At 68.6% G+C, this 21,516-nt stretch carries 20 protein-coding genes and 4 tRNA genes; 15 read left to right on the forward strand and 9 right to left on the reverse strand.

The window, feature by feature from the left end; all coding sequences use genetic code 11:
• Positions 1–253: 253 nt before the first annotated feature.
• Positions 254–325, reverse strand: a tRNA-Val gene (locus tag DMC64_RS27755).
• A gap of 400 nt (positions 326–725) precedes the next feature.
• Here DMC64_RS27755 and DMC64_RS27760 point away from each other — a divergent pair.
• From DMC64_RS27760 to DMC64_RS27775, 4 genes are all read left to right on the forward strand, one after another.
• On the forward strand, positions 726–1,151 hold the full coding sequence (locus DMC64_RS27760) for an SsgA family sporulation/cell division regulator (protein WP_005159130.1): 426 nt from the start codon (positions 726–728) through the stop codon (positions 1,149–1,151).
• Positions 1,152–1,287: 136 nt separating this feature from the next.
• Positions 1,288–1,360 (forward strand) — tRNA-Gly (locus tag DMC64_RS27765).
• Positions 1,361–1,385: 25 nt separating this feature from the next.
• A tRNA-Cys gene (locus DMC64_RS27770) sits at positions 1,386–1,456 on the forward strand.
• Position 1,457: 1 nt separating this feature from the next.
• A tRNA-Val gene (locus DMC64_RS27775) sits at positions 1,458–1,532 on the forward strand.
• 77 nt (positions 1,533–1,609) lie between these two features.
• Here DMC64_RS27775 and DMC64_RS42735 read toward each other — a convergent pair.
• Both DMC64_RS42735 and DMC64_RS27785 read right to left on the reverse strand, forming a co-directional pair.
• Complete coding sequence (locus tag DMC64_RS42735; protein ID WP_158634260.1) at positions 1,610–2,863, reverse strand: hypothetical protein; 1,254 nt, start codon at positions 2,861–2,863, stop codon at positions 1,610–1,612.
• 464 nt (positions 2,864–3,327) lie between these two features.
• Positions 3,328–4,359, reverse strand: coding sequence for an isopenicillin N synthase family oxygenase (locus DMC64_RS27785; protein ID WP_199755116.1), 1,032 nt, complete (start codon positions 4,357–4,359; stop codon positions 3,328–3,330).
• A gap of 91 nt (positions 4,360–4,450) precedes the next feature.
• Here DMC64_RS27785 and DMC64_RS27790 point away from each other — a divergent pair, with 91 nt between their 5' ends.
• Both DMC64_RS27790 and DMC64_RS27795 read left to right on the forward strand, forming a co-directional pair.
• Entirely contained in the window at positions 4,451–4,945 is a 495-nt protein-coding gene (locus tag DMC64_RS27790) for a MarR family winged helix-turn-helix transcriptional regulator (protein ID WP_037340168.1), read from the forward strand.
• 99 nt (positions 4,946–5,044) lie between these two features.
• Positions 5,045–5,851: an SDR family NAD(P)-dependent oxidoreductase gene (locus tag DMC64_RS27795; RefSeq protein ID WP_125735909.1), complete on the forward strand. Its 807-nt coding sequence runs from the start codon at positions 5,045–5,047 to the stop codon at positions 5,849–5,851.
• 12 nt (positions 5,852–5,863) lie between these two features.
• Here the strand turns inward: DMC64_RS27795 and DMC64_RS27800 are convergent, their stop codons facing one another.
• Positions 5,864–6,754, reverse strand: a complete 891-nt coding sequence (locus DMC64_RS27800; RefSeq protein ID WP_125735910.1) for an SDR family oxidoreductase — start codon at positions 6,752–6,754, stop codon at positions 5,864–5,866.
• 73 nt (positions 6,755–6,827) lie between these two features.
• Between DMC64_RS27800 and DMC64_RS27805 the strand changes: the two genes are divergently transcribed.
• A complete protein-coding gene (locus tag DMC64_RS27805; protein ID WP_125735911.1) occupies positions 6,828–7,391 on the forward strand; it encodes a TetR/AcrR family transcriptional regulator in 564 nt (187 codons plus the stop codon).
• Here the strand turns inward: DMC64_RS27805 and DMC64_RS27810 are convergent.
• The 5 genes from DMC64_RS27810 to DMC64_RS27830 all read right to left on the reverse strand — a co-directional run bounded on the left by DMC64_RS27810 (position 7,388) and on the right by DMC64_RS27830 (position 13,726).
• Positions 7,388–9,178 carry an ABC transporter ATP-binding protein gene (locus DMC64_RS27810; RefSeq protein WP_125735912.1) on the reverse strand — a complete coding sequence of 597 codons (1,791 nt, stop codon included), beginning with the start codon at positions 9,176–9,178 and terminating at the stop codon, positions 7,388–7,390. The two genes, DMC64_RS27805 and DMC64_RS27810, sit on opposite strands and share 4 nt — an antisense overlap.
• Positions 9,175–10,857 (reverse strand): ABC transporter substrate-binding protein, encoded by a 1,683-nt coding sequence (locus DMC64_RS27815; RefSeq protein ID WP_037339027.1) that lies wholly within the window; start codon positions 10,855–10,857, stop codon positions 9,175–9,177. The genes DMC64_RS27810 and DMC64_RS27815 overlap by 4 nt, the downstream gene beginning before the upstream one ends.
• A 10-nt stretch (positions 10,858–10,867) precedes the next feature.
• Positions 10,868–11,863: an ABC transporter permease gene (locus DMC64_RS27820; RefSeq protein ID WP_125735913.1), complete on the reverse strand. Its 996-nt coding sequence runs from the start codon at positions 11,861–11,863 to the stop codon at positions 10,868–10,870.
• Positions 11,863–12,801, reverse strand: coding sequence for an ABC transporter permease (locus DMC64_RS27825; protein ID WP_125735914.1), 939 nt, complete (start codon positions 12,799–12,801; stop codon positions 11,863–11,865). The genes DMC64_RS27820 and DMC64_RS27825 overlap by 1 nt, the downstream gene beginning before the upstream one ends.
• Positions 12,802–12,970: 169 nt before the next feature.
• Positions 12,971–13,726 carry an IclR family transcriptional regulator gene (locus DMC64_RS27830; protein ID WP_125735915.1) on the reverse strand — a complete coding sequence of 252 codons (756 nt, stop codon included), beginning with the start codon at positions 13,724–13,726 and terminating at the stop codon, positions 12,971–12,973.
• A 187-nt stretch (positions 13,727–13,913) separates the two neighbouring features.
• On the opposite strand from DMC64_RS27830, the gene DMC64_RS27835 reads away from it, so the two are divergent.
• From DMC64_RS27835 to DMC64_RS27870, 8 genes are read left to right on the forward strand one after another with little or no spacing between them, the layout of a single operon-like run.
• Entirely contained in the window at positions 13,914–14,927 is a 1,014-nt protein-coding gene (locus tag DMC64_RS27835; RefSeq protein ID WP_125735916.1) for an NrtA/SsuA/CpmA family ABC transporter substrate-binding protein, read from the forward strand.
• Entirely contained in the window at positions 14,924–15,772 is an 849-nt protein-coding gene (locus DMC64_RS27840) for an ABC transporter permease (RefSeq protein ID WP_125735917.1), read from the forward strand. Before DMC64_RS27835 ends, DMC64_RS27840 begins: the two co-directional genes overlap by 4 nt.
• Complete coding sequence (locus DMC64_RS27845) at positions 15,769–16,515, forward strand: ABC transporter ATP-binding protein (protein WP_125735918.1); 747 nt, start codon at positions 15,769–15,771, stop codon at positions 16,513–16,515. Before DMC64_RS27840 ends, DMC64_RS27845 begins: the two co-directional genes overlap by 4 nt.
• Positions 16,499–17,533 carry an ABC transporter substrate-binding protein gene (locus DMC64_RS27850; protein WP_125735919.1) on the forward strand — a complete coding sequence of 345 codons (1,035 nt, stop codon included), beginning with the start codon at positions 16,499–16,501 and terminating at the stop codon, positions 17,531–17,533. Before DMC64_RS27845 ends, DMC64_RS27850 begins: the two co-directional genes overlap by 17 nt.
• Entirely contained in the window at positions 17,530–18,570 is a 1,041-nt protein-coding gene (locus DMC64_RS27855) for an LLM class flavin-dependent oxidoreductase (protein ID WP_125735920.1), read from the forward strand. Before DMC64_RS27850 ends, DMC64_RS27855 begins: the two co-directional genes overlap by 4 nt.
• Positions 18,567–19,736 carry an LLM class flavin-dependent oxidoreductase gene (locus DMC64_RS27860; RefSeq protein WP_125735921.1) on the forward strand — a complete coding sequence of 390 codons (1,170 nt, stop codon included), beginning with the start codon at positions 18,567–18,569 and terminating at the stop codon, positions 19,734–19,736. The genes DMC64_RS27855 and DMC64_RS27860 overlap by 4 nt, the downstream gene beginning before the upstream one ends.
• A gap of 12 nt (positions 19,737–19,748) precedes the next feature.
• Complete coding sequence (locus DMC64_RS27865; protein WP_125735922.1) at positions 19,749–20,456, forward strand: class II aldolase/adducin family protein; 708 nt, start codon at positions 19,749–19,751, stop codon at positions 20,454–20,456.
• Positions 20,457–20,468: 12 nt separating this feature from the next.
• Positions 20,469–21,404 (forward strand): ABC transporter substrate-binding protein, encoded by a 936-nt coding sequence (locus tag DMC64_RS27870; protein ID WP_125735923.1) that lies wholly within the window; start codon positions 20,469–20,471, stop codon positions 21,402–21,404.
• The last annotated feature ends 112 nt before the right edge of the window (positions 21,405–21,516 follow it).

A 21,516-nucleotide genomic window follows, 5' to 3' on the forward strand; every position in this document is an offset into this window, starting at 1 on the left:
ACGAGATCTCCGGCGAATGTCCACACCAGCCGGAAGGGCGGACTTCGGGGATCTTCGAACCGGCGGCACTCCGCGCCCGCGATCGCCCCGAGCGGATTCGCCCGCGTCGGCAGGGCCGCCCGCGACGGCAGAAGTACCGCCCCCACACAACCCGCGTCCGACCTGGGGATCGAATACCTCCGGACGGCTCACCGCCGACCGTGGCCGAGAATGAATCAAGGCCCCGGACCGATGGTCCAGGGCCTTCATCCGGTGGGCGATACTGGGATCGAACCAGTGACCTCTTCGGTGTGAACGAAGCGCTCTCCCGCTGAGCTAATCGCCCGCTCGCGGTGTCCGGCAGACTCTACCCCACGACTTTAGGGGGCCTGCAAACGGGTGGTTCCCTCCGACCACACTCCGCTCACCAGCAAATACGGAGCGAACAACCACGAGCTAGTCGGGGTTGTCCCGGCCGGGGGCCGCCCGCGACGCGTTTCGACATTCGTGCGACGGTGCTATCGCGTGACGACTAAACCGCGCAGTATGTACATGTGGACTGCCTGCAGGGCGCATGGAGGGCTGCGCGTCGCGCGGGTGATGATGGGGTGACGGAGTATGGACCCGGGGTCCGATGACCCCGTCCGGGTGATCTGCGGCAAAACCGCGTTCCGATCAGCCGGCCGATACGTCACATCATCGCCACTCGGTTCGACCGGGCCGGGAAGGAGACGAAGGGTAGGACGATGCGCAACGATCACGTGACGCTCCGCTCGACGGCGGTGTTCGACCTCCTGGCGCCGCGGACCCCCGCGGTCCCGGTGAAGGTGGAACTGCGATACGACACCCGCGACCCGTACGCGGTCGTGGCCGCCTTCCGTACCGGCCGCGCCGGCTGGGTCGAGTGGGTCTACGCGCGCGATCTCCTCGCCGACGGCCTCCTGGCCGACGCGGGCGACGGCGACGTACGCATCCGCCCCTCCGTCGAAGACCCCGAGTCCGTCCTCATCGAACTGAACTCGCCGTCCGGGCACGCCATGTTCGAGGCGTCCGCTCAGGAGCTGGCCGACTTCCTCGACCGGACCTACGACGTCGTGCTCCCGGGCAACGAGCATCTGTGGGTCGACGTCGACGACGCCCTGACGCACCTGATTCCCAACGATCTGGCCTGATGACGGCCTTGCGAACAGCAAGTGGCACCCCGGTTGCAGAGCCGTTTTCGGGATCGGATAGTGTTTACACACACCACGGCGACGGGGTGAGAGACAGAACCGCGAGGCTCTGAACTCCCATCCAGACCGAGGATGTGCGGATGTAGCGCAGCTGGTAGCGCATCACCTTGCCAAGGTGAGGGTCGCGGGTTCGAATCCCGTCATCCGCTCGGAAGGCCCTCTCGGGCCTGACACGGTGGAGTGGCCGAGAGGCGAGGCAACGGCCTGCAAAGCCGTGTACACGGGTTCGAATCCCGTCTCCACCTCGCGCGATTAGCTCAGCGGGAGAGCGCTTCCCTGACACGGAAGAGGTCACTGGTTCAATCCCAGTATCGCGCACCATCTGTTTTCGCAGGTCAGAAGCCCTGCTCCTCTTCGGAGGGGCGGGGCTTCAGTCGTTCAAGACGGCACGGCGAGGATCATGGGGACCCCGCTCCGCCGGCCCGCGCCTCGGCGGCCGTGTACTCGACCCTGATCACGACCGACCGCTCGTTGGGCACGGTGAACTCGCTGTCGGGCACGACTTCCATCCGGCCCGCGACGTTGTGCAGGCGCCTGGTGACGTCGTCGATGCGGCCGGCGATCACCCGCTCGTTTCGCTCCGGGCTGCCGGTCTGGCTCGCCCGGCCGGTGATCCGCACCGGTTTCCGCCCGGAAACGATCAATTCACGCACCGGCGCCGGGAGGGACGCCCACCACTCGTTCACTCCCAGAATGCCGTCGTTTCCGGACCTGAACCTGCCCTCGGCGGAATAGAAGATGGTCTTCATCTTCGTGATCTTCGGCGGGATCCGCACCCGGATGTTGACCGCGAAGCTGCACGTGACCGAGGCGGTACCGCTCACCGCCACTCCGACCGCGTGCGAATTGGCCTCGCTCACCGCATAGCTGCCGCCCGTGGTCACCGATCCCCCCACTCCGCCCGGGCTGGCGGCCCCGGTCCCCGATCCGGAGAGCGTGGTGGTCGTCGTCCTCGTTCCGGTGTCCGTCGTGGTGGTGGTCTGGAGCGCCCGGAAGACGACGCTGACCGTCAGGGTGCCGGAATTCTCGCCGTCTCGTGAAGTGATGGTCGGAACCCCTTCGAGGTACCCGGCGGCACCGAGCGTGCCGCCGGGAGTGGTGTTGACGAAAGCCACTCGGCCTTCGGGTGTCACCGTGAAGGGCGCCGAAACCCAATAGTCGATGGGACCACCACCGGCGTGGATGTGCCGTTCGTTCGTGCCGTAGACCCGGCCGAGTTCCTGGACGATGCCGTGGTGGTGCCAATACCAGGGCAGCCGGAGCAGCACGGTCCCCGTCGCTCCGGGATCGACCTCGACCGTCTCCGTGGCGTTGCTGAGGAACCAGGCCGGATGACTGACCGAGCGGTTCCCGTCGGCGACGTCGACGGACGCGTTGGCGTTGACCATCACGCTGCTGTCGTTCGTCCCGCCCCAGCCGGCGAAGGTACCTCGCTTGTTGACGTCGCGCTGGACGGGAAGCCCGGGCTTCTTCGCCCCGAGATAGGCGGTGACGGCTTTGTTCCCGGCGAGGCGTTGCAGGTTCGCCACGTTCGCCACGCCCGGCAGCACACCGGGCGGGAGCTTGTCTTCCGTGGCCCGGGGGCGAGTACTCCGGTCGCGGGCCGGGCCGGACGACCCGAGTCGTCGCCTGTCGACTTCGCGCTCGTTCATGAATGCGACACCTCGCCAACGTGAATTGCCGGAGATCGAACTTCACGCACTTTCCCGCAGAACAGCACAATACCGTCACACTGTTCGGGGCTCGCCGATCTGCCAGGGCGTCACAATGGGCACCATCGGCTTCCCTGTCGGGCAGACGCCATCCGGACGGATCACTGAAAGGGACACTTGACTGCCGAAGAACGGCCGATGGACTTCGCTGTCCAGCGCATCGGCTACCGTAGCGACGTTTCCGTTTCTCGGCAGCGGGCGTGTCCGCTTTCACGGAACAGTTTGAGCGCGCTCGTGACGCGCCGAATACCGCGCCATCGTATTGAGCGATTCGACCTCACACACGTCCGTCATCTCCGGTCTTTTCAGCTCGACGTGGGACTGCCGCGCCCGTCCCTCGCGGACCTACTACTGGTCCGGTTGCTCGCCGTGGATCTGCCGGGTTTCGGAGGAAGGCAGGGAGGTCATCCGCGCTCCGCCAGGACGTCGCTCCACCAGCGCTCGGCGACTTTCGGATGCGAACGCAGCCAGCCGACGAGCGCGTTCTCCCCGAACGCCGCGTGCAGCGGATTGTCCGCGTCCTGGCTGATCCCGTGCGCCTCCGCCGCCAGTTCCGGCGGAAGCCGCAGGGGTTCGACGACGGCGTCCAGGCGCGGCCCGAGGAAGAACGGCACCGAGAACCGCTCCACGCCGGCGGGTGGGCTGACCACGCGGTGGCGTGTCGCCTTCAGATAGCCCTGCGTCGCGATCTCCAGCATTTCGCCGATGTTGAACACGAAACTGCCCGGGATCGGGGTCGCGTCGATCCAGCCACCGTCGGCCGACTGGACTTGCAGGCCGCCGATCTCGTCCTGCTGCAACAAGGCGAGGTAGCCGTAGTCCTTGTGCGCCCCGACGCCCTGTTCCCGCTCGGCCGTGGGACGGCCGGGATAGCGGATGATCTTGACGTGGGTGGTGGCCTCGTCGTCGAACCAGGCGTCGAAGTAGCCCTCGTCCTGTCCCAGCGCCGCGGCGAGCGCGCGCAGGACTTCACGGCTGACCCGCAACGCCTCCGCCTGCCACGCCAGTGTCGTATCCCGGAGCCCGGGAAGCGTTTCTGGCCATTGGTTGGGGCCGATGAGCCGCTGCCAGGCGGGGCCGCCCGGCGGCACGGGCGCGCGTTCCGGGCCGATGTCGATCTGCTCCCGCCAATCGGGAGTGCCGCCGGTGTACTCGTGACCGGTCCGCGTATAGCCGCGGAACTGCGGGGAGTGGATGTTCTCGATCGCCAGCCGTTCCTCGACCGGCAACGCGAAGAAATCCTTGGCCTCCTCGAAGATCCCGGCGGTCAGCCGCTCGGGCACGCCGTGGCCGACCACATAGAAGAAGCCGACCTCGTGCGCTGCGCGGCGCAACCCGGTCAGGAACTCCTCGCGATCCGCGGCGGGATCGCGGAAGCGCGAGATGTCGATCGCCGGCAGGGCGGTGGCCCCTTCGGCCGCCTCAAACGTCGTCACTCTCGCAGATTAGGCTTCTCCCTGAGCCTGAACGGGTGTTCCCACATCGCGGTCACCGGGTTTCCCTGCGGTCGTTCGTTACCCTGTGAGGGTGAGCGCAGCCGAAGACGCGAACCAGAGCCCGTTGGGGCGTTTGGAAGCCGGCGTGTCGGCACTGGTCAGGTGGAGCGAAAGCAAGCACATCCGGGCAGAGGTGGCCCGCCGCTCGAACTGCGATCTGCCCGCCAGCGAACTGCGCCTGCTCGAGCATTTCGACCTGTCCGAACCGATGCGCATCTCGGATATCGCCGAGTGCCTGCAGATCGAAGTCTCGACGGTCTCCTTACAGCTTCGCCAAATTCGCCGAGACGGACTGGTGGCGGCGATCCCGGACGAGCGCGACCGCAGGATCACCCGGATCGCGATCACACCGAGCGGCCGCGCGACGATGGCCAGGGTCCGCGCCGCCCGCCGCGACCTGCTCGCGGAGGTACTCGATCAGGTGCCCACGGCCGATCTCGACCGCACCGCCGAGGTGCTGCTGCTGGTGCAGGATCACATGCTCGCCGGGATGCGCGAACTGCTCGGGCTCACCACCGCGGACTGACACCTCGCCCTTCGGACGAGCTTGCCGCCTTCGCGCACCAATGCTTTGATTGCTCAAAGCAATAAAGTGCCACCCGAGTCCCACGAAGGGAACACGACCATGAGCACGGCAGTGATCACCGGCGGCACCGACGGGATCGGGCGAGGCCTCGCCGAGGAGTACCTCCGGCGCGGGTACGACGTCCTGGTCGTCGGCACGAGCAAGACGAAAGGCGAGATGTTCGCCAGGAGCGCCGAGCGGGCCCACTTCCTCGCTGCCGACCTCAGCCGGGTGAGCGACAACGAACGGTTGGTCGCCCACATCGCGGATCGGTTCCCGGCGATCGACGTGCTGGTGCTCGGCGCCCGCTATCACCGCCCGGCCCGCCTCGTCACCCCGGATGGATTCGAGAGCAACTTCGCGCTGTTCTACCTGAGCCGGTTCCTGTTCAGCCACGGCCTGGCTTCCGCGCTCGGCCGCGCGGAAGCCCCGGTCGTGCTGAACTTCGGCGGTGCGGGCAGCCAGGTTCCCGTCCGATGGCACGACCTGCAACTCGAGCAGGACTACCACGGGGTCGGCGCGATGGGCCACGCCGCACGGCTCAACGACCTGCTCGGCGTGCATTTCGTGGCACAACATCCGGATATCCGGTACGTCCTCAACCACCCCGGCGTCGTGGCCACGAGCTTCGCCGGCGAGTACGACCGAGCCACCTCGGCCCAGGTGTCACATCTACGGGCGACCGGGAAGAGCGTGGCGACCAGCGTCGGGCAGATCCTCCCCCACCTCGACCCTCCGGGCCGGAACGGGCTCACCGCGGTAGTGGAGGGCGCGCTCGTACCGCTGGCACCGAAATGGTTCGACCGCGGCGACGCGGCCAGACTGCACGAAACCACCGAGAGGCTCCTCGCCGAGTTACCGCGATGAGCTTGGGCGGACTCAAAGCGAAACGCGCGCCGCTGACCCCGACCACGATTCGCGGATCGTTTCCGCGTTCTCGCGCAGGAAGTCGTCGAAGGTTCGAGGTGGGCGGCCGGTGAGGTCGGCGACCGCGTCCGTGGTCGGGGCGAGCCTGCCTTCGGCGACTTCGGCGAACAGCGCGGCGACATCCTGGGCGAACCGGGCGGGCAAACCGTTCGAGGCGAGCCGGGCGGCGAAGGCCTGCGCGGGCAGGTCGACGTAGCCGATCTCCCTGCCTGCGACAGCCGACAACTTCGCGGCGATCTCGGTGTGCGTGAGGGCTTCCGGTCCGGTGAGGACGAACGTCTCCCCCGCCCGGGGGCTCACGGTCAGCAAGGCGGCAGCGCACGCGGCGATATCCGAACAATCCACATAGGACACCCGGCTGTCGCCGTACGCGCCGAGAATATCCCCGTTCTCGGTGAAGACCGCAGCACCGGTACGGAAGTTCTGCATGAACCCGCTCGGCTGCAGGATGCTCCAGGCGAGGCCAGACGCCTTCAGATGCTCCTCGATGACCCAGTGCGCGCCTTCGGCCAGCTTGGCACCCTCACGCGCATGCCAGACCGACACCTTCACGATGTGCTCGACCCCGGCCTCGATGGCGGCGTCGATCACGACGCGCTGCTGGCGGACCATCGGTTGCTCCCCTGTCACGGGCTGGGCCCCGCCGGCGTTGAGGAACACCCGGTCCACCCCCGTCATCGCCGTCGCCACCGACTCCGGGTCGTCGAAATCGCCGACGACGTAGGGGCAACCGAGTTCGTCACCTACGGCCGGATCACGTACGAACGCGGTGATCTCCTCGCCGCGCAGGTGGTGCACAAGATGGCGGCCGATACTCCCGGACGCGCCGGTGATCAGGATCATCACGATCTCCATTAAACTGAGGGCGACTCGACTTACTAAGTCGAGGGTACCTCGATATAAGCGGGAGGCAAGAGTGAGTCCAGCCGCCGGACGCCGGCCACGGGCCGACGCGCTCCGTAACCGCGAGCGTCTGCTGGCCGAGGCGGACGCGGTGTTCCGCGAACACGGCACGGACGCTCCACTCGAAAGCGTCGCGCGCCGCGCCGGGGTGGCGATCGGCACGCTCTACGGACATTTCCCGACCCGCAGGGCACTGGTCGGCGCGCTGCTCCGTGAACGGAACGAGGCGCTGTTCGAGGCGGGCGACACCTTGCGGGACCAGGCTCCGGGCGAGGCTCTGCGCCGGTGGGTCGACCTGGTCGTCGCCCACGCTGCCACCTACCGGGGACTCGCGGCCATGCTGGCGGACGGTGCCGATGACGAAGCCTCTGAGCTGTACGCGTCCTGCGCACGGATGGCCGACATCGGCGAGCGGCTGATCACCCGCGCGGTCACCGCCGGAGTGGTCCGCGCGGACGTGACCGGAGCGGACATCTTCGCCTTGATGAACGCCGGCGCCTGGACGCGAGAGCACGCCTCCGCCGAACAGGCGGCACGACTTGTCGCCTACACCATCGGCGGAATGCTCAAGCCCTAAGCGGGCGAAGAACTTCTGCTCGGCGGGAGGGGATCGCCTGCCCGGAGCCGTCGCCAGGCTTCACGCCGCCGCCGTTGTGCCGCGGGGTCGGCGACCGGCGCGGCCGACAGCAGGCGGTGGGTGTAGGGGTGCACCGGATCGGTGAGCACCTCCTTCGTCGGACCTTGCTCCACGATGTGGCCGCGATGCATCACCGCGACCCGGTCGGCGAGCCGCTCGACGACGGCGAGGTCGTGGCTGATGAACAGGCAGGCGAAACCGAGTTCGTCCTGCAAGGTCCGCAGGAGATCGAGGATCCGGGCCTGGATGGTGACGTCGAGCGCGCTGGTCGGCTCGTCGGCCACCAGCAGGTCCGGATCGAGCGCCAGCGCTCTGGCGACACACACGCGCTGCCGCTGTCCGCCGGACAGCTGGTGCGGATAGCGACCGCGCAGATCGGGGGAAAGCCGCACCGATTCGAAGAGCCCGGCGACCCGCTCGTCCACCTCGGTCCCGCGATGCGTGCGATGCAGCCGGATCGGTGTGGCCACACTCTCCCCCACGGTGATCCGGGGATTGAGCGAGGACAACGGATCCTGGAAGACCACGCCGATCCGGCGGCGCAGCGCCTTGGCGGTCTTGCCCTTCGTCCGGGCGATGTCGGTCCCACCGATCCGGACCGAGCCCGAGGTGGGCGGGATCAATCCCGTGACCGCACCGGCCACGGTGCTCTTCCCCGACCCCGATTCCCCGACCAGACCGAGGATCTCACCGGGTTCGACGTGGAGGCTCACCCCGTCCGCCGCCCGGACCGCCATCGCCCGGAAGCGGCCACGATAGGTGACGGACAGGTCTTCCACCACCAGCAACGGCGCTTCCGCCGGCGCGTCCGGCACCGACCGGGTGGCGGGATGGTCGGTCGCGGCCTGATGACGGGCGGACACGACCGGCTCCGCCACGAGCACCCGCTCGACTCCTTCCGTCGCCGCGGCACCGAGCGAGACCACCGAGCCGAGCAGCCGCCGGGTGTAGTCCTCGCGTGGCGAGGTGAACACCGCTTCCACGGCGTCCTGCTCCACGACGCCGCCGTCGTACATCACCACGACCCGGTCGGCGATGTCGGCGACCACGCCCATGTCGTGGGTGATCAGCAGGATCGCCGTGCCGAGCCGGTCGCGCAGATCCCGCAGCAGTTCGAGGATCTCGGCCTGCACGGTGACGTCGAGCGCCGTGGTCGGTTCGTCGGCGATCAGCAGTTTCGGTTCGTTGGCGACCGCCATGGCGATCACGATCCGCTGCAGCTGACCGCCCGACAGCTCGTGCGGATACGACCCGAACCGTTGCTCGGGAGCGGGCAGTCCCACCAGGCCGAGCAGTTCGATCGCCCGCCGCCGGGCGGCCTTCGGTGTCAGGTCCTGATGAGTGCGGATCGCTTCGATCAGTTGGTCTCCGATGGGGAACACCGGATTCAGCGCGCTCATCGGTTCCTGGAACACCATGCCGATCTCGTTGCCCCGGACGGCGCGCAGTTCGTCCGGCGTCAGCGTGTAGAGATCGCGGCCGGACAGCAGCGCCCGGCCGGAGACCTCCGCGTTCGGCGACAGCAATCCGAGCAGGGACAACGCGGTGACCGATTTGCCCGAGCCTGATTCGCCGACCACCGCGACGACTTCCCCTGCCGAGACCGACCAGGAGACCGAACGCGCCGCCCTGGTCTGTCCAAAAGAGACACTGACGTCACGTAAGGCCAGCAGGGCGGCCTCGCCGTCCGGCTCCGCCTGCCCACCGGACGGCGAGGCCCCCGTCACTGGATCAGCCCGAACTGGCGGTAGTCCGGATACGCCGGGAACCGCCCGATCACGACGTTGCCGAATTTCGATCCGTGCAGGAACGAGTTCCGCGTGTAGATCAGCGGGACCACCGGCGAGTCGCTGAGGATCTTCTTGTCCAGCGCCGCCCACTTCTTCCCCGCTTCGGCGGGATCCAGCGTCGCCTGTGCCTCGGTGATCAGCCGGTCGACCTCGGGATTGGCGTACCGCGACTCGTTGACCCCGCCGTTACCGATCTCGGTCGACTGGAACAGCGGCTGGATGTTCGCGTTGGCGGACGGGATGTCCGGCTGCCACGAGGTCAGCGTCAGGTCGTAGTCCGAGATGCCCTTGGTGTCCACTTCGGACGTGTAGGTGTCCTCGTCGAGCGCCTTGATGGTGATCTTGATGTTCGCCCTGGCCAGCGCGGCCTGGATGGCCGCAGCCTTCTCCGGGTAGCTGTTCTCGTTGCGGGTGGCCAGGACCAGGCCGTCGAGGCCGTTCGGCAGACCTGCCTCGGCCAACAGCTTCTTCGCCTTCTCCGGGTCACCGCTCGGCGGAGCCGGGTACAGGTCGAACTGTTCGCGCCCTTGCAGGCCCGGCGTGATCAGTGTGGTCGCGATGTCCCCGGCGAGCTGGGCGTTCCCGGCACTGGCGACCTGGTACGCGGCCTTGTCCACCGCGTACTGGAACGCCTGGCGCACCTTGGGGTCGACGAGTTTGCCGCGCTGGGTGTTCAGCGTGAGGTACGCGAGCGCTCCCGATTCCGAGGTGACGACCCGCGACTTCGCCGAAGGGTTCGCCTGGATCTGGGCCAGCTGTGCGGGAGAGGCGAACGGGATGCTGAACGCGCTCTGGTCGTCACCGCTGTCGTCGATCAGCCGCTTCGAGATGACGCTGGTGTCCTGACCGAGCTGGAAGACGATGGTGTCCGGGTTGGCCTTGCGGGTGTCATCGGTCGCCCGGTCCCAGTGCGGGTTCCGGACGAGCCTCGCCTCCTTGCCACGCTCGTACTTCTCCAGCACGTACGGGCCGGACGCCACCGGATGGTTGCCGTAGTCCGCCTCTTGCCCCTTTCCCTTGGGCACCGGGGAGAACGCGGGTGTGCTCGCGATCCAGTTCCAGTCACCGTAAGGACGGGCGAGATGGAACACGATGGTCTTGTCGTCGGGTGTCTCGATCGAGTCCAGCTCCTTGCCGCCCTCGAACGGCCCCTTGTACGCCAGGCCCGGGGACAGCAGGTCCTTGTGGTAGGTCAGGCCACCGGAGAAGGCGGCCGCGTACGTCCGCTCCAGTCCCCATTTGATGTCCTGCGACTTGATCGGGGAGCCGTCGCTGTACTTGACGTTGTCCTTCAACGTGAAGGTCCAGGTCTTACCGCCCTCGGTAGGCCTGCCCGTGTCGGTCGCGAGGTCGGGGATGATCGTGGTGTCCTGCCCTGGCGCGACCTTCCACGAGGTCAATCTGCGGTGCACCAGGCCGAGCGCGGTGACCACGAGGCTTCCGCTCTTGGCCGGGTCGTACTGCTGGGTGGCGCTGTCGTTCAGCAGCCGGACGGTGCCGCCGGGTTTGACCTCGCCCCCGGTCTGCGCCGGTTTGTCGTTGGCGCCGCAGGCGGTCAGCACCGTGGTGGCGGCGACCACCCCGGCCACCGCCCTCAGCAAAGCCTTGCGTTTCATCGTTTCCCCTTCAGATCAGGCGGGCTCGCGGATCGAGCGCGCCGTAGCACAGGTCGACCAGGAAGTTCACGACCGTCACGAGGACCGCCGAGAACAAGGTCACGCCGAGCAGCACGGGCAGGTTCATCGAGGCGATGCCGTCGACCAGCAGCCTGCCGACCCCGGCCATCCCGAAGATCCGTTCGGTGATCACGGTCCCGGCGAGCAGCGCGCCGAGGTCGACACCGAACACGGTGACCACCGGCAGGAGCACATTGCGCAACGCGTGCTTGCCGACCACCTTCCGCTCGCTGAGCCCCTTGGCTCGCGCGGTGCGAATGAAGTCCTCGCCGAGCGTCTCCAGCATCTGGCTCCGCGTCAGCCGCGCGTAGATCGCGGCGTGCAGGAAGGCCAGCACGAGCCAAGGCAGGACGAGGTGCCAGGCCCATTGGACCGGATCCTCGCCGATCGGCACGTAGCCGTTCTTGGGCACGACATCGAGCGCGAACGCGAAGATCGTGATGCCGATCATCCCGGCGAGGTAGGCGGGCAGGGAGACCCCGGCCATCGCGACCGCCATGGTGATCCGGTCGGCCGCGCTCCCCCGGCGCAGCGCCGAGAGCACGCCGAGGCCGACGCCGATGACGAGCCAGAGGATCGCGGCGCCGAGCGCCACCGAGAAACTCACCTCGATCCGCTCGCCGATCTCCGTCAGCACTTCGACGTTGTTCTGGAAGTCGTAGCCGAAGCACGGGGCACCGCAGTGAATCGCGGTGACACCGGTACCGAACGTCCGCCCGGCGAAGATCCCGCCGAGGAATTCGGCGAACTGCCGGTACCAAGGTGCGTCGTAACCCATGAACTCCCGTGCCAGCGCGAGGCTTTCCGGGGAACAGGGACGACCGCAGGCCATCCGCGCCGGGTCGGCGGGCAGCAGGTAGAACACCACGAAGGTCACGAAGGTGACGATCAGCAGGACGAGGACCATGCCGGCGAACCGGCCGAGCACGAAGCGCAGGGCACGCATCAGTCCCGGCCTCCCGACCGCGGGTCGAGCGTGTCGCGCACGGCGTCGCCGACGACGTTGAACGCCAAAGTGACCACGAACAGCAGCAGTCCCGGGAACACCAGGTACAGCGGGTCGGTCTCGAAGAAGTCGATCGCGGCGCTGATCGTCCGGCCCCAGCTGGGGGTCGGCGGCAGAACACCGACCCCTAGGAAGGAAAGCGCCGCCTCGCTGCCGATCATCGACGGGATCGACAGGCTCGCCACGACGATCACCGGTGCCCACAGATTCGGCAGCAGTTCTCGGGTGAAGACATGCCAGGGTCCCCCGCCCATCGCCTTGGCCGCCGACACGAAGTCGCGGCCACTCAGCGAAAGCGTCTGCGCGCGGACGATCCGCGCGACCCGGGGCCAGCCGAAAACGCCCAATACGATGATCAGCAAGGGCTGCCGCGGGAAATCGGGTGGTGCCATCGCGCCGAGCGCGATCATGAAGATCAGGTACGGGAAGCCCAGGAGCACGTCGGCGGTCCAGGTGACCACCCGGTCCCACCAGCCGCCGAGATAGCCCGCACTGGCCCCGATCACCACACCGAGCGCGGTGGCCAGCGCGGTCGCGCCGAGTCCGACCAGCAACGACGTCCTGGCGCCGTGGGCGACCAGTGCGAACAGGTCGACACCGGTCAACGGTTCCACCCCGAACCAGTGGGATCCGCTGACCCCGCCCAGGGGGCCGGCGGGCAGCCCGGTCGGCCCGAGGTTGGCGATGTCCGGGTTGAGGCTCTGTCCTTCGACGAGGACGAGCAGGTCCGCGGCGGCCGCCATGACCAGGATCAGCACCACGGCGATCGCGCAGGTGAGCGTCCATCCACTGGACCGGACCGCGTGCCACACCGCGGACGGCAGGGAACGCGCCGCCGTCGGCGGGATGCCTTCGGGCAGCAGCAAGGGATCGGGCACAGCACCTACTCGGGTTCATCTGATCGGGTGACGATCAGGGACCCTAAGGAAAGAAAACCGTCCCACCCAGCTTTGGCGCCGTCGTCTCACCAGCTGGACTGTGAGCTATCCGGCACCCCACTAGTCCTCTTTGGACGCAGAGCCCGCACTCGCCCCGGTCACCGCCTCGTCAGCTCTCGAAGAGCACGGCGGCGATCTCGCCGGCCGTGACCTTGGCCAGGTCCACGAAGAAGGGCAACCGTTCGGGGATCATCAGGGCCGTCGAGCCGCGCAGGCCGAGGGCGAAGCGAGCACGGCCTTCCCGGTCGCGGAGCGGAATGCCGATCGTGCGGAAACCGGCGGCCAGTTCCTCGTCGTTGAAGGCCCATCCGCGTTCACGGGTCAGCGCGAGTTCCTTGGCCAGCGCGGCCGGATCCGCCGGGGCGCGTTCGGTTCCGTCGGTGAACGGCAGTCGCGCCAGCTCGTCTTCCGACACCTCGGACCAGGCGAGCAGTGCCCGGCCCAGCGCACTGGCGTGGAGCGGGATCCGGAGCCCCTGGAGATCGTGCCCGTCCGCCTCCCGCCAGCGGCTGGTGCCGAGCAGCACCATGTCGTTGCCGTGCCGGACCGCGATCGACGCGGAAGCCCCGGTGGTGGTCGCGAGCTGTTCGAGATGAGGCTCGACAAGGTAGATCCGGTGCTGCCGGTAGGCGATCTGCCCGTACTCCGCGAGCGCGCCCCCGATCCGGTACCGGTTCGAAGTCGGGCTCTTCTCCAGGAAGCCCGCGCCGATGAGCGCGGTCACCAGACGATGAGTGGTACTGGCCGGGAGCTCCACCCGCCGGGACAGCTCGGTGATCCCCAGCTCCCCGCCACCACGAAAACAGCCGAGGACCGCCAGCGCCCTCGCCACGGTCTGGACGCCGTCACCACTTTCTCGCGCCATACGGCCCAGCGTAACAGCATTCCAGATAGTGGTAGGACTTTCGCCGTCGGCGCCAGTTGTGCCAGGAATCCCGAACCTGTTTTCCATTCTGTGGAACACCTGGATCCCTTGAGGCGGCGTGGTTAGCGTTGCGCCCATCTCGACCGGGCCATCCGAACCGGGTCCCCTCTCCCCAGGAGTCACCTCCATGCCCCGCAGCCGGAATTCCAGACTCACGCTCGCACTCGCCGCCCTCCTCGCGCTGACCACCGCGTGTGCCGGCGCCGGCACGGACACCGGCGGCACCTTCACGCTCAAGGTCACCGATCCCGGCAACTCCGGTCCGCTCGCGGTCGGCAAACGGGACGGGACGTTCGACAAAGCCTTGGCACCACTGGGCGCCCGCATCGCATGGGTCCCCAGCACCCCGGGCTTCAGCTCGAACCTGAAACTGTTCAACACCAAGCAACTCGACGTCTCCGGTGGCGCGTACAGCCCGGTGATCGGCGCGCTGTCCAAGGACGTCGGCGTCCGGATCGTCGCCGTCGCCGATCCGGTCGGCAAGGACCAGAACGGCATCCTGGCCACACCGAAGTCGGGGATCAAGTCGGTACGCGATCTGGCGGGCAAGCGGATAGCCGTGAACCCGGCCGGGAAAGGCGAGTACATCACGCTGCTGGCCTTGGCTCAGGCCGGTGTTCCCGTCGACCAGGTCGAACGCGTGCCGTTGCAGCAGGCCGACGCGACCTCCGCGTTCGCCACCGGGCAGGTCGACGCGTGGGCGTCGTTCAACGAGCCTTACCAGGAGGCGAAAGCCAACGGCGGCGTGGAGATCGCCACCGAGCAGAGCATCGGCTCGGTGGACAACACGATCGTCGCCTTCCGCACCGAGGTGCTGGACTCGCGGCCGGACGTCGCGGCGAAGTATCTGGAGACGTTGCAGCAACTGACCCGGCAACAACGGGAGAACCCGGCGGACTTCGAAAACGTCTTCGAGAAGGCGGGCCCCCGCGCGCTGTCGGGCGATCGGCTGCGGCGTGCGCTGGCGCTGGGCGCACAGGCCGCAGTTCCCCGGTACCCCGACGAAAAGGACCTGCGTGACCTCGAATCGGTCGCGAACCTGTTCGCGGCGAACAAGGTGACCCCGCGGACGATCACCGCCGCGGACGTGATCTACGACCTGCCGGCCAAACTCGCCGCATACCGGGAGGCGGCGAAATGAGCACCATCACCGCGCCCGGGCCGGTGCGCACCGGGCCGCCGGGCCTCGTCCGGCCCGAATACCGGGGACGCGGACGCCGTCGCCGCTGGTCGTCGATCCCGCTGCGCTTCGCCGTTCCACTGCTGCTCGTCGGACTGTGGTGGACCGGCTCGGCCACGGGAGGTATCTCCGAGCAGATCCTGCCCGGACCGCCGAAGGTGTGGAACGCGTTCATCGAGCTGTTCCAGACCGGCCAGCTGGTGGACTTCACGCTCGCGTCCCTGCAGCGCGCGGCGGCCGGAGTGGCCCTCGGTGTCGCGTTCGGACTCCTTTTCGGCGTCCTGTCCGGGCTTTCCGCGCTCGGCGAGGAACTGATCGACGCCACCATGCAGATCAACCGCGCCATCCCGTTCCTCGCGCTCGTGCCGCTGTTCATCGCGTGGTTCGGCATCGACGAGACGTTCAAGGTGCTGCTGATCGCGGTCGCCACCGTCGCGCCGATGTACGCCTACACCTATCTCGGTGTCCGCAACGTCGACCGGAAGATGCTGGAGGCGGCGAGGAGTTTCGGGCTGCGCGGACCGCGGCTGGTGTTCGGGACCATCCTTCCCTCGGCGCTTCCCGCCGTGCTGATGGCCCTGCGGATCTGCCTGTCGATCAGCGTCACCGGGCTCATCGCGGCCGAGCAGGTCGGCACCCGGGAAGGCATCGGCTACCTGGTCAGCCTGGCTCAGGAGTACAACCGCACCGACTACATGGTGCTGTGCGTGGTGCTCTACGCCGTACTGGGCCTGGTGTTCGACGGGGCGGTGCGGGTGCTGGAGCGGTTCGCGATGCCATGGCGAGCGGGGGTGGCGGCGCGATGACGGCCACCACCACCGACCTCGCGGTGTCGCTGTCGGGTGTGAGCAAGAGCTTCGGCGACAAGACCGTGCTGGACGGCGTCGACCTGGAGATCAGGCGGGGCGAGTTCGTCGTGCTGCTCGGCCCCAGCGGTACCGGCAAGACCACCCTCCTGCGGCTGCTGCTCGGGCTCGAACAGCCGGACGCCGGAGACATCCTGGTTCCCCGGAAGCGGACCGTCGTCTACCAGGAGCCGCGGCTGATCCCGTCCAAACGCATACTGTCCAATGTGGTCATCGGCCGGCCGCACGGCAGGCAGACCAAGGACAGCGGGCGCCGCGCGCTCGCCGAGGTGGATCTCGCCGACAAGCACCGCGCCTGGCCCGCGACCCTGTCCGGCGGTGAAGCGCAGCGCGTCGCGCTCGCCAGGGCGCTGGTACGCGAACCCGAACTGCTGTTGCTCGACGAGCCGTTCGCCGCGCTCGACGCGCTGACCCGGTTGCGCATGCAGGATCTCGTCGGTGACCTCGTCGCCCTCCACCGGCCCGCCGTCCTGCTCGTGACCCACGACGTCGACGAGGCGATCCGGCTCGCCGACCGGGTGCTCGTCCTCCACAAAGGACGGTTCGGGCACGACGTCGTCATCGACCTTCCCCGCCCCCGTGACCGCACGGACCCCGCGGCACTCGACTACCGCGCCGCCTTCCTCGCCGAACTCGGCGTCGGCCCGACCCCTTCGGAGGACCCCCATGACCATCACCGATGAACAACCGATCGACCGGCTCTGGTACACGCGCTGCCCGGTACCCACCGCCAGTGGTCTCGCCAACAGCCTCGGCTGGCTTTCCGGCAACGCGCGCGAGCACGGCCTTCCGCTGGCGATCCTCCAGGACGCCGCACCGGAGATCGCCGTCCATCACTACGACCACCGGCTCCGCGGGTTGATCCGTGAAGGCGGCAACGTGCCGGCCATCGCCGCCCGCGCTCAAGGCTCACCCACCCGGCTCATCGGGCTGACCTGGATCGACGAGGCGCAGGCCATCCTCGTCGCGGGCGACTCCCCCATCGCGGACGCCGCCGGGCTCGCCGGCGCGCGGATCGGCATCCCGGCCTGGGCCGCGGATCAGGCCCGCAGCTTCCCGAGGGCGATGGCCTTGCACGGGTTCACGAACGCGCTGCGCCTGGCGGGCCGCACCCTCGCCGACGTCACGGTGACCGAGGTCGACGTCAACCGCGACCCTCAGGTACGCGGCCGCGCCACCGGCGGCACCACCTGGGGCGTGGCCGAACTCCTGGCCGGTGAGGTCGACGCGATCTACGTGAAGGGCGCACGGGCGGCCGAGGCGGCGCGGGAACACGGGCTACGGGTCGCGGTCGATCTCGACACCGCCACCACCCGCCGGGGCCGGGTCAACAACGGCACACCCCGCCCCATCACCGTGCACGCCGACCTGCTGGAGCACCGTCCCGAACTGGTGGTGGGCTTCCTCGCGGCGAGCCTGCGCGCCGCGGATTGGGCCGCCACTCACCTCGACGAGGTCCGTACCGTGCTCGCCGGCGAAACGTTCTCCGGACCGGAGGGTGTCGTCGCGGCGTACGGCGACGGGTTCCATCGCACCCTGCACCCAGACCTGTCCGCCGAGCGGATCGAACTGCTGGGGGTACAGAAGCAATTCCTTTACACCCACGGATTCCTCGCCGCCGACTTCGACCTCGGCGCTTGGGTGGAGCACGAGCCTCTGGCGCAGGCGAAGGCGTTGATCGCCGGCGAGCAGGCAGCATGACCAGGTTCCTGTGGGAGCTGCCCACCCGCGGCGACGGTCGCCGCGCGGACCCGAATCAGTGGCAGCGCGCCGGCTTCGCACATCTGCACCAGGTGATCGACGCGGCAGAACTGTCCGGATTGGACGGTGTGGTCGCCGCGTACGACCCGCACGGCGAGGAATCCTGGATCGTGGCGGGCGGCGCACTGCGCCACACCCGCCGGGCCAGGGTGACCGTGGAGTTCACGCCGTCCTTCGCCACCCCGGTATACGCGGCGAAGATGTCGCTGACCTTGCAGCGCCTCGGCGCCGACCGGCTCGACTGGCTGGTGCGCGTCGACACCGATCCGGAAGACGACCGGCAGCGTGGCGACCGCCTCGGCACCGCCGAACGCTACGAACGCGCGGCCGAGTTCCTCACCGTCGCCCGCGGCGTGTGGTCCGGGCGCGGCGCCTCACCCGGCGGATTCGACGGCGGGGAGTTCGACCACGACGGCGCGTACTTCCACGTCCGGTCGGGTGGCTTCGACGAAGCGGCCGACGGCCACCCGTTCCCGGTGGTCCACCTTTCCGGGGCGTCACCGGAGGCGATCGCCTTGTCGGCCGCGCACGGAGACGTGCACTTGTTCTCCGCGTCCACAGCGGATCCGGCCTCGGCCGTCCGTGCACTCCACACCGCAGCCGCGAGACACGGCCGGACGGTACGGGCCGGGCTGGTGCTGCCGATCATCGCCAGGGAGGACGAGCACGAGGCGTGGGCCCGGGTCCTGCGCCTGTGGCGCGAGATCCACCCGGCCGCCACCGAACGGGACATCCGCTCCCGCACGCCGGACGGGACGACGTTCGACGGCTTCGACCGCATCGGATACCGCACCCCGGTCGGGCTGGTCGGCAGCTACCGGCAAGTGGCGGACCGGCTCGCCGGGTACGAGCGCGCCGGTATCACCACTTTCGTCCTCAGTGGACACCCGGGTATCGAGGAGATCCACCGGGCGGGCGAACACCTCCTTCACCTCGCCGACCCGGCGAGCCGGACACCGACAGGAGCGAAGGCATGACCGTGGACGTCTACTGGCGCATCGGTATGGGCGGCGACCACGCCTCGCTGCGCACCCCGAAGATCCGCAACCGCGGCGACTGGGGTGGCATCGGCCCCGGCAACATCGCACCGGCCCTGCGCGACGGCGAGCCCGACGGGTACGCCTACGTCGACCACGCCGCGGCCGTGGCCAAAGCGTCGGAAGCGGCCGGATTCCTCGGCGGGCTGTTGCCCTCGTTCCCCGGCACCGAAGACCCGTGGGCGTTGTCGGCCGCGCTCGCCAAGGAGACCAGCACCTACCGTTTCATGGTCGCGTTCCAGCCCGGGTTCCTGCACCCGTTGCAGGCGGCACGCATGTCGGCGAGCCTGCAACGCGCCACCGGCGGCCGCCTCGTCTACAACATCATCTCCGGCGGCGGCGGACCCGCGCAGCTCTGGTGGGGCGACAAGGTGGACCACGACGACCGCTATGCCCGCACTTCGGAGTTCCTGCATGTCCTCAAAGGCGTGTGGCGGGGCGAGCCGTACGACTTCGACGGCCGGTTCTTCGCCACCCGCGGTGCCGCGCTGCCCGAACACCTCGCCGGCGAACCCTTCCCGGAGATCTACTTCTCCGGCTCGTCGGAGGCGGCCGTGAACGCGGCGGGACTGCACTCCGACTACTACCTGTCATGGCTGGAGCCGTTCGCCGATCTCAAGCGGAAGTTCGACGGAGTCCGGGAGCACGCCGCGAAACTCGGCCGCACCCCGAAATTCGCGGTACGCATCGACATCCTCGCCCGGCACACCGAGGAAGCCGCGTGGGCCGAGATCGAGAAGGGCTGGCGGTACGTCGACCCGGAGATCGCCAACCGGCAGGCGCAAGGCGACTCCGTCGGCGCGGGCCGCATCAAGGGCTGGGTGCCGTCCACCATCACCGGCTACCGCGACGTCGAGGTCCAGCCGAACGTCTGGGCCGGGTTCTCCCTGCTCCGCGGTGGACCCGCGTTCGGCCTCGTCGGCAGCTACGAGCAGGTCGCCGAGCGCCTCGACCAGCTGCTCGACCTCGGCGTCGACGCGTTCATCCTCGCCGGGAACCCGCATCTGGAGGAGGCCTACCGCGTCGGCGAGGAGGTCCTCCCCCTGCTCGGCCGTTCCCGCTTCACCAGCCCCACCGCCCCGCGCGAACCCGCGTTCGTCGCCTGACCAGGAGAAATGATGACCAGCACACTCGACTCGACCGTCTCCGAATTCGTGGAGAAAGCCCGCAAGGACGCCGAGAAGGCGTTCCGGGTCTTCCGGGAGACCGGCACCACCTCGGCGAACGGCACCGTGAACTTCGTGGAGCGGGTGCCCGGCGAAGAGATCGCCGTGGCCCTCAACGAGCCCGGCCCCTGGGCCGACGACCGCGCGGTGGAACCCGTGGTCGCCACGTTCGACGGCACCGTGCTGTCCGGCAGCGGCCGCGCCGGCTTCATCGGCGGCTACAGCAAGGTCTTCCGCGAGCACCCGGAGATCACGACGGTGGTGCACGTCCACACGCCATGGCTCGGCGGATGGGCCCAGACCCACCGCACCCTGCCCATCCGCTACGCCGCGTCCCAGCGGCTCACGCTGTCGAGGGAGATCCCGCCGCATATCGACCGCAGCCGTCCCGCGAGCGAGTTCATTTTGGACCGGCTGCGGGAGGATCCGCATCTGGTCGCGATCTTCGAGGCCAACGGCGGCGTCAACGTGCTCGGCCGTGACGGCCTGCTGGAAACCGCGAAGTTCATCGTCCTGCTCGAAGAAGGCGCGCAGTTCCAGGCGATCGCCGAAGGGCTGGGCGGATCGGTCGAGTTCGACCCGACCAACCTGGTCGCGCAGTGGAGCCGCAGCGGACTCGTCGACGAGGCACGCCGCCTCGGCCTGATCCCCGAACACTGAGGAGCACACACCATGACCGTTCGAGTCGGGTTCTTCCCGCACAACAATTCACTGTTCGTCCTTCGTCACCGCGGCATCCTGGAACGGCGGCTGCCCGGCGTCGAATGGGTCGACCTCCGCACCCTGCCCGCGAAACCGCCCGTCGACCCGAAGACCGCACTGCCGACCCTGCACTCGGACTGGCTGTTCGAACCGGGCGGGTACGACTTCATCGGCACCGGGTTCACCCCGCCGGTGACCGGCCTCGCCCACGGGCGTGACCTCGTCTACGTCGGCATTTCCGGGCCACGGGTGGAAAACGGCAGGCTGGTGGTCAAGCCGGAGTCGCCCATCCGGTCCGTCGCCGACCTCCGCGGACGCCGGGTCGGCATCGCGCACGGGTCCTGGCAGACCACGCTCGTGCTGTTCGCGCTCGAACGGGCCGGGCTGACCTGGTCCGATATCGAACCGGTGGACACCTCGGTGCACGACGGGCCGTCCGCGTTCCGGTCCGGCGACCTGGACGCCTGGGTCGGGGCGTACCCGGCGTTGGCCGCGGTCGAGCAGGAGAGTCCTGTCCGGACACTGATCGACACCGAGGGTCTTTTCAGCCATCCCTCACTGTGGTTCACCCGCCGCGATTTCGCCGAGAACCACCGCGACGAACTCACCGAAATCGTCCGGTCGCTGCAGGAGTCGGACGCGTGGATCGCGGCCAATCCCAGGGAAGCCGCCAGCTATTTCGCCGAAGACGCCGGGACGACCTCCACAGCCGACCTGGACCGCTGGGAACACGCCTTGCGCGGCCGCCCGTTCGGGCTCAACCCGGTGACCGACGAATTCCTCACCGAACAGCACCACGCCGCGGAACTACTGGCGGCCAACGGACTCCTGCCCCGGCCGGTCGATCCACGGTCCGCGGTCCTGCCCTGGTTGAACGATCTGCTGGCCCCGCAGGCGGCCCGGTAACCCCGCGGCGGGTCAATCTCGCCCGTCGTCAAAGGTGTCTTGTCCGTCGGGGTGAAGGGGACTTTCGTCGCATCGCATGCGGCGAAAGTCCCCTTCACGTCATGTCCGGAAG

This window comes from Amycolatopsis sp. WAC 04197 (assembly GCF_003947475.1).
GTDB classification, from domain to species: Bacteria; Actinomycetota; Actinomycetes; order Mycobacteriales; family Pseudonocardiaceae; genus Amycolatopsis; species Amycolatopsis japonica.

Bases quoted from the DNA above. Each gene is read 5' to 3' on its own strand.
- DMC64_RS27835 (WP_125735916.1), top strand. From the start codon at position 13,914: ATGCCCCGCAGCCGGAATTCCAGACTCACGCTCGCACTCGCCGCCCTC.
- DMC64_RS27870 (WP_125735923.1), top strand. From the start codon at position 20,469: ATGACCGTTCGAGTCGGGTTCTTCCCGCACAACAATTCACTGTTCGTC.
- DMC64_RS27860 (WP_125735921.1), top strand. From the start codon at position 18,567: ATGACCGTGGACGTCTACTGGCGCATCGGTATGGGCGGCGACCACGCC.
- DMC64_RS42735 (WP_158634260.1), bottom strand. From the start codon at position 2,863: ATGAACGAGCGCGAAGTCGACAGGCGACGACTCGGGTCGTCCGGCCCG.
- DMC64_RS27830 (WP_125735915.1), bottom strand. From the start codon at position 13,726: ATGGCGCGAGAAAGTGGTGACGGCGTCCAGACCGTGGCGAGGGCGCTG.
- DMC64_RS27800 (WP_125735910.1), bottom strand. From the start codon at position 6,754: ATGATCCTGATCACCGGCGCGTCCGGGAGTATCGGCCGCCATCTTGTG.
- DMC64_RS27855 (WP_125735920.1), top strand. From the start codon at position 17,530: ATGACCAGGTTCCTGTGGGAGCTGCCCACCCGCGGCGACGGTCGCCGC.
- DMC64_RS27850 (WP_125735919.1), top strand. From the start codon at position 16,499: ATGACCATCACCGATGAACAACCGATCGACCGGCTCTGGTACACGCGC.
- DMC64_RS27820 (WP_125735913.1), bottom strand. From the start codon at position 11,863: ATGCGTGCCCTGCGCTTCGTGCTCGGCCGGTTCGCCGGCATGGTCCTC.
- DMC64_RS27845 (WP_125735918.1), top strand. From the start codon at position 15,769: ATGACGGCCACCACCACCGACCTCGCGGTGTCGCTGTCGGGTGTGAGC.
- DMC64_RS27815 (WP_037339027.1), bottom strand. From the start codon at position 10,857: ATGAAACGCAAGGCTTTGCTGAGGGCGGTGGCCGGGGTGGTCGCCGCC.
- DMC64_RS27865 (WP_125735922.1), top strand. From the start codon at position 19,749: ATGACCAGCACACTCGACTCGACCGTCTCCGAATTCGTGGAGAAAGCC.
- DMC64_RS27760 (WP_005159130.1), top strand. From the start codon at position 726: ATGCGCAACGATCACGTGACGCTCCGCTCGACGGCGGTGTTCGACCTC.
- DMC64_RS27840 (WP_125735917.1), top strand. From the start codon at position 14,924: ATGAGCACCATCACCGCGCCCGGGCCGGTGCGCACCGGGCCGCCGGGC.
- DMC64_RS27795 (WP_125735909.1), top strand. From the start codon at position 5,045: ATGAGCACGGCAGTGATCACCGGCGGCACCGACGGGATCGGGCGAGGC.